The sequence below is a fragment of the Bacillus sp. AFS040349 genome, assembly GCF_002577655.1.
In the GTDB taxonomy this organism is placed as follows: Bacteria; Bacillota; Bacilli; order Bacillales; family Bacillaceae; genus Metabacillus.
The window spans coordinates 21,361-34,108 of the sequence record NZ_NUMC01000006.1 but is presented as its reverse complement, the minus strand read 5'-3'; the positions used below and the strand labels follow the sequence as shown (position 1 = coordinate 34,108).

The window sequence follows — 12,748 nt, the reverse complement described above, 5'->3', positions numbered from 1 at the left end:
CGCAGATGGTCTTCATAAGCCGAATGAAGACCAAACCCCAGATAGAATCAGTCGCATGTGGTCTTCATAGGCGGAATGAAGACCAAACTCCAGATAGAACCAGTCGCAGATGGTCATCATAAGCCGAATGAAGACCAAACCCCAGATAGAACCAGTCGCAGATGGTCATCATAAGCGGAATGAAGACCAAAATCCAAATAGAATCCCGCCCAGATGGTCTTCAAAAGCCTGGATGATGAAACCCACCCCAATAGAACCCCCACAAACCTTCTTCAGAACCCCCAATCAATCAAAATATAAAAAATCAAACATACACAAAGAAGAAAAAATTCCCTAATATTTCTATTAAACTATATTATAATGAAAGTAATGAGCGATGCCTCAGAAATATAAAATTAGGGGGATGGAGAAATGCGGGAGGTAGTGATTACTTCAGCTGTGCGAACACCTATCGGTTCTTTTGGAGGCGCTTTCAAAGATCTGCTGCCTACACAATTAGGTGTACCTGTTTTAGACGAGGTTGTAAAAAGAAGTAAGCTTCAAAAGCAGGATGTGGAAGAAGTGATTTTAGGTCATTGTATCCAAAGGACAGATGAACCTAATACAGCTAGGACAGCGGCTCTATTAGCTGAATTTCCTTATGCAACAACAGGTTATACGATCCAGCGACAGTGTGCATCAGGGTTGCAGGCTATATTATCTGCGGCTATGCAAATTCAAACTGGACATTCGAATATTGTGATAGCAGGCGGAGTGGAGGTAATGAGCTCAAGTCCATACTTACTTAAGCAGCATCGATGGGGGTCACGTCTTCAGCATGGTCAGGTAACAGACAGTGTATGGGAAATTTTAGAGGATCCCATTCATCACATTATGATGGGAGAAACAGCTGAAAATGTGGCAGAGGAATATGGTATTACAAGAAAAGAGCAGGATGAACTTGCATTATCAAGTCATAATCGTGCTTTAGCAGCAATTGAAAGTGGGAAGTTTGCAGAAGAAATCTTGCCAATAAGTGTGAAAACACGTAAAGGAGAAAATATTGTTTCTCAAGATGAGGGGCCACGACAGGTTACAAGTGAAAAGCTTGCGGCTTTAGCACCGATTTTTAGGGAGAACGGAACGGTAACAGCCGGGAATGCCTCTTCGTTGAATGACGGTGCAGCTGCACTTGTTTTAATGTCAAGGGAAGAAGCGGAAAAAAGAGGCTTAGCTATTTTAGCGAAAATATCACACTATACTGTAGCAGGGGTAGATCCAAAAGTGATGGGAATCGGTCCTGTTCCAGCCATTCAAAAGGGGTTAGCATCATTAAATTGGTCTGTTCAGGATCTAGATGTTGTTGAAATAAATGAAGCTTTTGCTGCTCAATATCTTGCTGTAGAGAAACAGCTGGAACTGGATAGAGAAAAAGTCAATGTTAATGGAAGTGGAATTAGTTTGGGTCATCCAATAGGCTGTACAGGTTCTCGTGTTGTTGTTAGCCTTTTACATGAAATGCAACGAAGAGAGGCACAAAAAGGTCTTGCTTCATTATGTGTAGGCGGTGGCATAGGGGTAGCGTTGTTTATAGAAAGAGACTAAGAAATGGTCAGAGACTGAGATTTTTCAGTCTCTACTTTTTGTTTAGGGTCAATTTGTTATAACTTAGTAAAAAAATAAATGCCATTCCAAACAAAACAATAAATAAAAGTAATACATATTGAAAAGGTAATAGGTTTGCAACAAGTGGCCCTATGCTAGCACCTGTTAATAATGTAAATGAATACAAAGAAATGGCTGTTGCGCGTTTATCTCCGGCCGATTCGCCGATAAATGTAATGAGTGAAGGAATAAAAATAGCGACAGCAGAGACAAAGAATAGTGATAAGATGGTGATTACGATTAGTTGTTTAGTTAATATCATGAGTGCAAAGGAAGAGATGATGATTGCTATGCAAGTAAGCAAAATGTTGATGAGAGAGTATTTTTTAATCCAAAAGCTGCTAAATAAAGAAAGCGGCGTACCAAGCAATGCAATACATCTACTGTAAAACAGTTCTTTTTCAAGCTCAACATAGTACTGAGCAAATTCTTCATAAATAGAAACAAATGACATCAAAGTAATGAAGGTTATGCTAAGTCCTAAAATGATTGGAGCTTGAAAAAGTTTACCTGTAGTGAAGGTGTCAGCAGAATTCCTTTTCTTTTGAATTGAGACATTACGAAGAACAAAGAAGGCACATAGAGATAAACATAAATAACTCAACCCGAAGAAATAAAAAACAGCGCGCCAATCTAACATATTTACAGTTAGTGAACTAATTAGTTGTCCGATAATACCAGCCATTAAAAATCCTGTATTAATGATTGCGATAATGAATGTTCTTCTTTTTACTTGAAACGCATCAAAGCAATATGCATAAGCAACAGGGGCAAAGCTTCCTAACACAAATCCTTGAAGTCCTCTAGAAAGGTAAAAGCTTGTGAGTGAAGTGGAAAAGGTGATAATCAGGGTTAAGCAACATGAGGCAATCATACCGAAAAATAATACATTTCTTTTTGAAAATGCAGCTGAGATAGGACCAAAGCATAGTAGTCCCGTTGCGTAACAAAATGTGAAGATTGTACTTGAAAAAACAGCTTCATCATATGTAATCGACAGCCCTTCTGCAAGTTCACTATAAATCGGAATAAGTAAATAAATATTACTAGCCACACAAACAGCCGCAAGCAAGAAAAACAGTTCCACGATACGATCCTTCATCATCACATACCTCCCTAATGATAACGTATGTTTTGAGAGTAATAGAGGTGTATTCCTCATACAAAAGTTGGTAGAGAGGAAAAATGGAATTTGCCTGTAAAGTAAAGTAAAATAGTAAGAGATAGCTAGAACGAAAATTAATACTAACAAACTACCACGCTACTTTAGTTGTGGTAGTTGTTTTTTCATATAACAACTTAGTAATAACACTCTAAAGCGTTAGTGGGGAATAAACATGAGTATTCAATTTATTTTAGGTCGCTCTGGAACCGGGAAAACAGAGACGATTTTAAATGAAATAAGAGACAGGCTGTTTCAAAAGCCAATTGGCCGACCGATTATTTATCTCGTACCAGACCAAATGACGTTTGGGGCAGAATATGAGTTAATACGTACACCAAACTTAGGTGGGATGATTCGTGCACAAACATTTAGCTTTAGTCGTTTAGCTTGGAGAGTATTACAAGAAACAGGGGGGATGACTCGTCATCATTTATCCAGTACCGGAATTCAAATGCTCCTCCGAAAACTCGTAGAAGAGTATAAACAAGATTTTAAGGTATTTGCCAAAGCTAGTGATAAAAATGGCTTTATTGAACAGTTAGAAGTGATGTTAACAGAATTTAAACGGTATTGCTTATCACCTCAAGAGTTAGAGGATTTTGTAGCAAGCGCTCAAACTGAGTATGATCGAAAATCTTTAACTGATAAGCTTCATGATATGGCTATTCTCTATAAACAAATGGAAATTCAGTTAAGTCATAAATACGTGGATTCTGAGGATTATTTAAAGCTATTGGCTGAAAAAGTTGAAAGCTCAAGTTATTTACAATCTGCTGATATTTATATTGATGGCTTTCATAGCTTTACGCCACAAGAATATGAAGTAGTTGCTGCCTTAATGAAGCATGCACAAAATGTGAAAATTGCTCTTACTGCAGATAAGGCATATGAAGATTTTCTCCCACATGAATTACACTTATTTCAAATGACAGGGAAAACGTATAATAACATTCTTAAGCTGGCTACTGAAGCAGGTAAACAAGTGGAAGAACCGATACTTCTTAAAGAACAGCATCGCTATGCTGGTAGTAGGTCGTTACAACATTTAGAAGCATTTTATGATATAAGACCAACAACCGTTTTCGATCAAGAGCCAGATGTGACGATTTATCAGGCTGCAAATCGCCGCTCTGAGGTTGAAGGAATCGCTAGGGAAATTCAATCACTTATTAGGAATGGTCAATATCGTTATCGTGACCTTGCTCTGCTCATACGAAATTCCAATGATTATCGCGATGTAATTGAACAGGTATTCCGTGATTATGAAGTCCCGTTTTTTATTGATCAAAAGCGTTCTATGCTCAATCATCCATTAGTAGAGTTAATCCGCTCCACAATTGAAATTATTAATGGATATTGGCGATATGAAGCGGTATTTCGTGCAGTGAAAACAGAGCTCCTGTTTCCAATTGAACAAGACAAATATATTATGCGCGAAGATATGGACTTGTTAGAAAATTATGTTCTGTCTTATGGCATTCAGGGATCAAAGTGGACAAACGGAGACCGTTTTCGATACCGCCGTTTCTATTCTCTTGATGATGAATTTGTTGTCACAGATGATGAAAAGGAAATGGAGGACAAGCTAAATCAGTTACGAGAGCTTATTGTTCAACCAATTCAAACTTTGCATAAAAGGTTAAAGCGAAGTCAAAATGGTCAAGAGATGGCAGAAGCTTTGTTTCTTTATTTAGAAGAATTGCATATTCCCAAAAAGCTTGAAGCACTTCGGATTACAGCAGAAGAAAAAGGTCTGTTATTAGAAGCGAGGGAGCATGATCAAGTTTGGCAGGCAGTTATAAATTTATTAGACGAGTTCGTTGAAATGATGGCTGAAGAGCCTGTGTCTTTAAAGCTTTTCTCAGAGATGCTTGAAACGGGTCTTGAGTCAATGAAATTCTCGTTAGTGCCACCAGCTATTGACCAGGTACTGATTGCAGATCTTGAAAAATCCAGGTTTTTCAACGTGAAGTGCTCATTTATTGTTGGAGTAAATGATGGGGTTATTCCTGCCAGACCAAAGGAAGAAGGCATATTAACAGAAGACGATCGAGAGGCTCTTCATTATCAGGGTGTTGATCTTGCTCCAACTGCTAGACAACAGCTTCTTGATGAAAACTTTATCATTTATATGGCATTGTCTAGTTCATCTGAAAAATTATACCTTTCCTATGCGATGGCGGATGAAGAAGGAAAGGCATTGTTGCCGTCTGTCATCATTAAACGAATGGAAGAAATGTTCCCAACAATAAAGCAGCAGCGATTATTGAATGAACCTGAGCAGCTTTCAACAACAGAGCAGCTATCGTTCATCGTAAATCAGCATGTAACACTTTCTTACGTTACATCACAGCTGCAATCGTGGAAAAGAGGATATCCGATTCACTTATTATGGTGGGATGCTTATAACTATTTTGTATCATCCGACAATCAACAATTGACTCAAAAGGTGTTAAGCAGTTTAACTTATGAAAACAAACCAGAGCAGCTAGAAACCAGTGTTAGTCGTGAACTATATGGTGAACATATTCAAGGAAGTGTGTCGCGGATGGAGAAATTCAATAGCTGTCCATTCTCTCATTTTGCTTCACATGGTTTAAAGTTAAGAGAAAGACAGTTTTTCAAGCTTGAGGCACCTGATATAGGGCAAATGTTCCACTCTGCCTTGAAACTGATTTCCGATCGCTTACATCAATTAAAGTTAGATTGGAAAGAGTTAACGAAGGATCAATGTGAGCGACTTTCTAATGATGCAGTTGAGCAGCTTGCACCAAGATTACAAAAAGAAATCCTATTAAGTTCAAATCGTTATCATTATATTAAGCGAAAGCTACAAAAAATTCTTGCACGGGCTTCATCCATTCTTAGTGAACACGCAAAGGCGAGTGGCTTTGCACCAGTCGGCCTAGAGCTTGGGTTTGGTAAAGGTGGGGAACTACCACCAATTCGTTTTACATTGCCAAATGGCTGTACGATGGAGGTTGCAGGTAGAATTGATAGGGTTGATAAAGCAACAGGTTCAAATGGTGTATTGTTACGAATCGTTGATTATAAATCGAGTGATAAAAATGTTCAACTTTCTGAGGTTTATTATGGTTTAGCGCTACAAATGCTAACCTATTTAGATGTTATTATCTCGAACTCAAAGCTGTGGCTAGGAATTGAAGCTACTCCGGCTGGGGTATTATATTTCCATGTTCATGATCCGATGATTCAGGCTTCATCTCTTTTACCGGAAGAAAAGCTAGATGATGAAATTTTTAAGAAGTTTAAAATGAAAGGACTTTTACTCGGTGATGAGGAAGCAGTGAAATTGATGGATCATTCTCTTACCGAAGGAAGCAGTTCAAACATTATTGCAGCCGGTTTGAAAAAGGATGGAGGATTCCGCTCCACATCATCTATAGCGAGTGAATCTGAATTTGAGTTATTACGCCATCATGTGCGATCCACGTTCAAGAAAATTGGAACGAATATCACAGATGGAATAATCGATATAAGCCCCTATAAGCTTAAGGATAAAATGCCATGTACGTATTGTGAGTATAAGTCTGTGTGTCAATTTGATGAATCGTTAGAGGAAAATAACTACCGCATCTTAAAAAGTGAAAAAAATGATGAGGTGTTAAAACGAATGAGAGAGGAGGCTGGAGTTGATGAGTGAAATCATAGCAAAGCCTGAGAACAGCCAATGGACGGATGATCAATGGAAGGCGATTGTTGCGAGTGGCCAGGACATATTAGTTGCCGCTGCTGCTGGATCGGGAAAAACAGCCGTTTTAGTTGAACGAATTATTCGTAAAATTCTTTCGAAAGAAAATCCTGTAGACGTAGATTCATTATTGGTTGTTACGTTTACAAATGCTTCTGCAGCTGAGATGAGGCATCGTATTGGTGAGGCACTTGAAAAAGCACTAAAAGAAAATCCATCTTCACTACACTTACGCAGACAGCTTACTTTACTCAATAAAGCGTCCATTTCAACTCTACACTCGTTCTGTTTACAGGTTGTACGAAAATATTATTATTTAATTAATATTGATCCTAGCTTCCGTATTGCTGATTCAACAGAAGGTCAGCTCTTAATTGATGAAGTTCTTGATGAACTATTTGAAGAAGAATACAGTCGTGAAGATAACGAAGAATTTTTTGATTTAGTTGATCGTTATACATCTGATCGAAGTGATCTTGAGCTACAATCTTTAATTCGAGAGCTTTACTTTTTTTCAAGGTCACATCCAACACCAAGTATTTGGCTAGAGCAGCTTGCGGCAATGTATGATCTTGACGATGACTTTGATATGAATTCTTTACCGTTTATGAACTATTTAATGCAGGATATTGAAATGCAGTTATCAGGTGCTCGGGAGCAGCTTCTTCAAGCAATGGAGCTTACGAAAAGACCAGCTGGACCTGCTCCACGTGCAGAAAACCTAGAGGATGACTTAAAGCAGCTTACAGATATTCTCGCACATAAGGAATCTTGGGACGGACTTGGCGAGCAACTAAAAAAGTTTAAAATGTCACGTGCGAAGATCGTCAAAGGTGATCAATATGATAAGAGTTTAACAGACCAAGTAACAGCTTTACGTAACGCGGTTAAAAAACAAATAGAGCAATTACGTGATGAATTGTTTTCTCGTTCACTTCAGCATTATATGCAGGATTTTGTTCATTTAAAGCCTGTTGTCAAAAAGCTTGTTGAACTTGTACAGCAGTTTGCCCATCGCTATGAAGGCATGAAAAAAGAAAAAGGAATTGTCGATTTTGCTGATCTAGAGCATTATTGCTTACAAATTCTGCAAACGGATGGAGATAAACCAAGTGAAGCGTCTCTTTATTATAAACAACAGTTTGTAGAGGTTCTTGTTGATGAGTATCAAGATACGAATCTTGTTCAAGAATCGATTTTAAAGCTAGTCACAAAAGACGAAGAAGCAACAGGAAATCTCTTTATGGTTGGAGATGTAAAGCAATCCATCGTGCGCCCATAAGGGTATTGTGTATTTCACCATTTGGCGGTGAATAAACTACAGAAACGGTTTATATATCAGCCGACTTATCTTGGCGGGAAACCAAAAAGGGAGTGTAGCATGTCGGTTAAAGTCATAAGTTAACCTAAACGGAAAGGTTACGACTGAATGGCGAGATATAAAAGATTCGTATAAGGAAGAAGGCTAAACTGCTTGAAGAACAATCCGAGCGGGGCTATGCTAACCGTCTAGGAAACCGTTTGAAACCTAGAATCCATTCTTACTTTATCCTATAAATGGAGGGATGAAGTATGGGAGAGTGTACTAAATTGATGCACAAACCTAGTTTCTGAATTAATAAAGAATGGACGCGTCTCAAGATTGAGTAAAAGGATGAGTGTTCCTTCCGACAACGAATCACAGCCTGTATACAATATACTAAATGGGGATTACCTAAGTTGGAACGCCAATTGGCTATGTACAAAGGTACTGAAAATCCAATAAGGTAACGGAGCTTCCGTAGTAGTCCGAAATAGGGAAAGCCTATTACATGGCGAAGGGGAGCAGCTTACAACGTATAAACAATGAAGAAGGGAGCGAAATGCTCTATGCAAAGTTCAGATATTGTATTATACAATCTATCGAAGCAGGCAACGAAAGAAAATTATCAATATGACCGCTTATACCGAAATCTTTACAATGAAGATTTCTATCTAAAAGCTTATTCTAAGATATACAAAAATAAAGGCAGTGCAACAAAAGGAATCGATGATGAAACAGCTGATGGATTCGGTGAGGAAAAGGTACAAGAAATTATTGCTTTACTAAAAGATGAGAGTTATCAACCGAAGCCAGTCCGTAGAATAAATATCCCAAAGAAAAACGGTAAGACAAGACCATTAGGAATCCCAACATTTACAGATCGAATAGTTCAAGAAGTTTGTCGCATGATTTTAGAAGCTATCTACGAGCCAACATTCTCACAACACTCACATGGGTTTCGGGAAAAAAGAAGTTGTCACACCGCTTTAATCGAAATTAAAAATACGTTTTCGGGCGTGAACTGGTTCATAGAAGGCGATATTAAAGGATTCTTTGACAATATTAATCATCAAGCGCTTATCAACATTTTGAGAAAGCGAATTAACGATGAAAAATTCATTCGGCTTATGTGGAAATTTCTAAAAGCAGGTTTCGTAGAAAATTGGAGATTCCAAAGCACCTATAGTGGAACACCACAAGGCGGGATCATTAGCCCCTTACTAGCGAATATCTATTTGAACGAATTTGATTCGTATATTGAAAAAGAATTGAAACCATCCTTTGATATCGGAACTCCTAAGAAACGTAAACGAAATACAGAATACCGAAAATATGATATGCGTAATCAACGATTAAAGAAGAAAATTAAGGAGACCACCGAAGAAATACTTCGCGAGACTCTAATTAAAGAGTACAAAGAGAACAAAAAGCTTCTTTTAACCTTACCCTATTACGAGCCTAGTAATGAAGGCTATAAGAGCATGAAATACGTGAGGTACGCTGATGATTTTATTATCGGTGTCAATGGCAGTAAAGAAGATTGTGAGCAACTAAAAAAATGTGCAGGGAAATTTCTAAAAGAACACCTTCAGCTAGAAATGTCTGATGAAAAAACGCTTATTACACATAGTACAAATCCAGCAAGATTTTTGGGCTATGACATTTTAATTAGCCATGACCTAAGCGCAGCAAAAGATAAAAATGGTGTGGTCAAGCGAAAGTATCGAGGCTATGTACAATTGCGAATTCCAAATGGAACGATTGAAAAAGTAATTATTAGTCGGAAAATGGTCAAAGATATAGATTCGAAGCAATGGGATATGCTTCACAGACCAGCATTAATTGGTCTATCAGATTTAGAAATCATCGAAACGTATAACGCCGAACTCCGTGGATTATATAATTTTTATTGCCTAGCGGAAAACGTCAATCAAAAAATGTGGCAATTACGATACGTCATGGAATACAGTTGTTTAAAAACACTTGCGAATAAATACAAGTCCACAGTTGCTAAGATGAAAGTGAAATACAGCCAAGGTAAGGACTGGGGAGTAAAGTACGAAACAAAGCATGGTGAAAAAATAGCGTATTTCTATAAGGACGGATTCGATAAAAAGTAGAGTGCTACAAATTTGATATTGATGAAAAACCTAACCTTTATGTATATCAAGGAAGAAACGACTTAGAAAAACGGTTGGTGCAAAACAATGTGAACTATGTGGAGAAAATCATCCCGACACAAAATTTGAGATTCATCATGTCAACAAAGTGAAGAATCTTAAAGGAAAGAAATACTGGGAATGGGCGATGATTGCAAAACAACGAAAAACATTGGTTGTATGTAAAAAATGTCATATTGAAATTCATAAATAAAGATAGATATTTGTAAGTGGAGAGCCGTATACTCTGAGAGGAGTACGTACGGTTCGGGGGGGAGTTTCTAGAAACCTACTGCAGAAATGTAGCAAGGCGCTGGATTCTTACCCTACTATCGCTTCCGTCTTGCAGAGCCGTTTCTATTTTTAAGCAAGTATAAGCGATTTACACAAGCAGCTGAGTCTACAGGAATGCGCATTGATTTATCAAAAAACTTCCGAAGCCGCTCAGAAGTGTTAGATGGAACGAACTATTTATTTAAACAAATTATGGGCGAAACAGTTGGGGAAATTGTGTACGATGATGACGCAGAATTAAAGCTTGGCGCCGCGTATCCGGAAAATGATCAAATGAATACAGAGCTTTTACTAATCGAACGAGGTGGCGTAGAGGAACAAGATAAAGAGGGTGAAACAGAAACCGAGGGTGTGTTTGATGAACAAGAGTTGGAGACAGTTCAGCTTGAAGCAAGATTAATGGCGCGTAAGATTAAGACATTAATAGACGAGCAATTTCCTGTGTATGATCGCGGTATTGGTGGGACACGTCCTGTTAGTTATCGAGATGTTGTCATTCTTCTACGTTCTATGCCATGGGCGCCACAAATTATGGAAGAATTTAAGCAAGCTGGAATTCCGGTGTATGCCAACTTATCAGATGGTTATTTTGAAGCAACTGAAGTAGCAATCATGCTATCCGTTCTAAAGATCATTGACAATCCCTATCAAGATATACCGTTAGCTGCAGTACTTCGTTCACCAGTCGTTGGGTTATCCGAAAATGAATTGGCCATTATTCGTACGTTTGATCATAAAGGAATGTTTTATGATGCAGTAAAAGCCTTTTTGGCTTCTAACGATACAAGGTATGAAGAGCTTTATAAAAAACTACACCCTTTCATTGATCTCTTGCAGGGCTGGCGAGATATAGCAAGACAAGGGTCGGTTTCTGATTTAATATGGCAGCTTTACCGTGATACAAAGTTTTTTGATTTTGTTGGAGGAATGCCTGGTGGAAAACAGCGTCAAGCAAATCTCCGTGCTCTATATGATCGTGCCCGTCAATATGAAGCAACGTCATTTAGAGGGTTATTCCGCTTTTTACGTTTTATTGAACGTATGCAGGATCGCGGCGATGATCTAGGAGCAGCGCGTGCGCTTGGAGAGCAAGAGGATGTCGTAAGGCTAATGACAATTCACAGCAGTAAAGGGTTAGAGTTTCCGATCGTGTTTGTTGCAGGGCTTTCCAAGCAATTTAATATGATGGATTTAAATAAAAAGTATTTGCTTGATAAAGAGCTTGGATTTGGGACAAAGCTGATTAACCCTAAGTTGCGAGTAAGCTACCCAACACTGCCTTATATTGCCCTAAAGAAAAAAATGAGAATGGAGCTTCTTGCTGAAGAAATGCGAGTGCTTTATGTTGCGTTAACTCGTGCAAAAGAGAAGCTATATTTATTAGGAACATTAAAGGACCCGGACAAAACGATTACAAACTGGAGAAATCACATGGCACATCAAGAGTGGCTATTACCTGATTTTGAACGCGCTAAAGCGAAAAGCTACCTTGATTGGGTTGGTCCTGCCTTAATCCGCCACAGGGATTGTATTGTGTTAGGTGATGGACAAATTTGTTTATCAGAAGAAATATCAAGTCACCCATCGCGATGGACAATTCAACAAGTAAAAGGTGAAGAGCTTGTTGAATCATTCAAGGCGGATCAAGAACGAAATGATGAATTGCTCACTTCTATTCAAAAAGGTGAAGCAGTGATGCTAGAAAGTGAGCAGAAACAAGTGGTGATCGATCAGCTTTCTTGGTCGTATCCATTCCAACAAGCAACAAAAAGCCGTTCAAAGCAATCTGTTACAGAGTTAAAAAGACAACGGGAGGTTACAGATGAGTATAGTGATCAGCAATTCATTATGAAGCAAACCTCTCAATCTTTGCTATATAATCGACCAAGCTTTATGCAAAGCAAGTCGATATCACCTGCTGAGCGAGGAACTGCCATGCATGCTGTGATGCAGCACATTCCTTTAACTGAAAAAGTAACTAAAGCTGAAGTTACAAAGAAAGTTGAAGAGCTTGTTACTAAGGAAATTCTTACAGAAGATTTGGCTAAAGTGATAAACATCGAGCAAATTGTTGCTTTTTTCTCATCAGATATCGGTCTAAGATTGCAAAATGCAAACAATGTTTATCGTGAGATTCCATTTAGTTATGCGTTAGAGGCAGATCATCTTGATGAGAATTTGAAGGATGAACCAATTTTAGTTCAAGGGGTAATCGATTGTTTATTTGAAGATGAACAAGGTACTGTTTTGTTAGATTACAAAACTGATACAATACAAGGTCGAATAACAGCTGAAAAAGATGAGCTTGAAAACATATTAAGTGATCGATATCGTGTTCAAATTGATTTATATACAAAAGCAATTGAAAACATAATTCACCGTCCTTTACAGGAAAAATATTTATTTTTCTTTGATGGAGGACATCTCATAAAAATGTAAAAAGATGCAATCGGTGATTCTTCATCGATTGC

The 12,748-nt window shown here is 38.2% G+C and carries 3 protein-coding genes and 3 pseudogenes; 5 read left to right on the top strand and 1 reads right to left on the bottom strand.

Features of this window, described 5'->3' with window-relative positions:
• The first annotated feature begins 411 nt into the window (after positions 1-411).
• On the top strand, positions 412-1,584 hold the full coding sequence (locus COD11_RS00715; RefSeq protein WP_098794850.1) for a thiolase family protein: 1,173 nt from the start codon (positions 412-414) through the stop codon (positions 1,582-1,584).
• Between the two features lie 31 nt (positions 1,585-1,615).
• Here COD11_RS00715 and COD11_RS00710 read toward each other — a convergent pair whose 3' ends face one another.
• Entirely contained in the window at positions 1,616-2,749 is a 1,134-nt protein-coding gene (locus COD11_RS00710) for an MFS transporter (protein ID WP_218012724.1), read from the bottom strand.
• Positions 2,750-2,981: 232 nt separating this feature from the next.
• On the opposite strand from COD11_RS00710, the gene addB reads away from it, so the two are divergent.
• The 4 genes and pseudogenes from addB to addA form a co-directional block, all read left to right on the top strand.
• Positions 2,982-6,473, top strand: a complete 3,492-nt coding sequence (gene addB / locus COD11_RS00705; RefSeq protein WP_098794848.1) for a helicase-exonuclease AddAB subunit AddB — start codon at positions 2,982-2,984, stop codon at positions 6,471-6,473.
• Positions 6,466-7,797, top strand: a pseudogene (locus tag COD11_RS00700) (UvrD-helicase domain-containing protein); the annotation flags it as partial. The gene addB and the pseudogene COD11_RS00700, both read left to right, overlap by 8 nt.
• Before the next feature lie 593 nt (positions 7,798-8,390).
• Positions 8,391-10,197 (top strand): annotated as a pseudogene (ltrA, locus tag COD11_RS00695) (group II intron reverse transcriptase/maturase).
• A gap of 116 nt (positions 10,198-10,313) precedes the next feature.
• Positions 10,314-12,716: pseudogene (gene addA, locus COD11_RS00685) on the top strand (helicase-exonuclease AddAB subunit AddA); the annotation flags it as partial.
• Positions 12,717-12,748 lie beyond the last annotated feature (32 nt).

What these genes read in the sequence shown, in the direction of transcription:
- COD11_RS00710 (WP_218012724.1), bottom strand. Translation starts at nt 2,749, where the DNA reads ATGATGAAGGATCGTATCGTGGAACTGTTTTTCTTGCTTGCGGCTGTT.
- COD11_RS00715 (WP_098794850.1), top strand. Translation starts at nt 412, where the DNA reads ATGCGGGAGGTAGTGATTACTTCAGCTGTGCGAACACCTATCGGTTCT.
- addB (WP_098794848.1), top strand. Translation starts at nt 2,982, where the DNA reads ATGAGTATTCAATTTATTTTAGGTCGCTCTGGAACCGGGAAAACAGAG.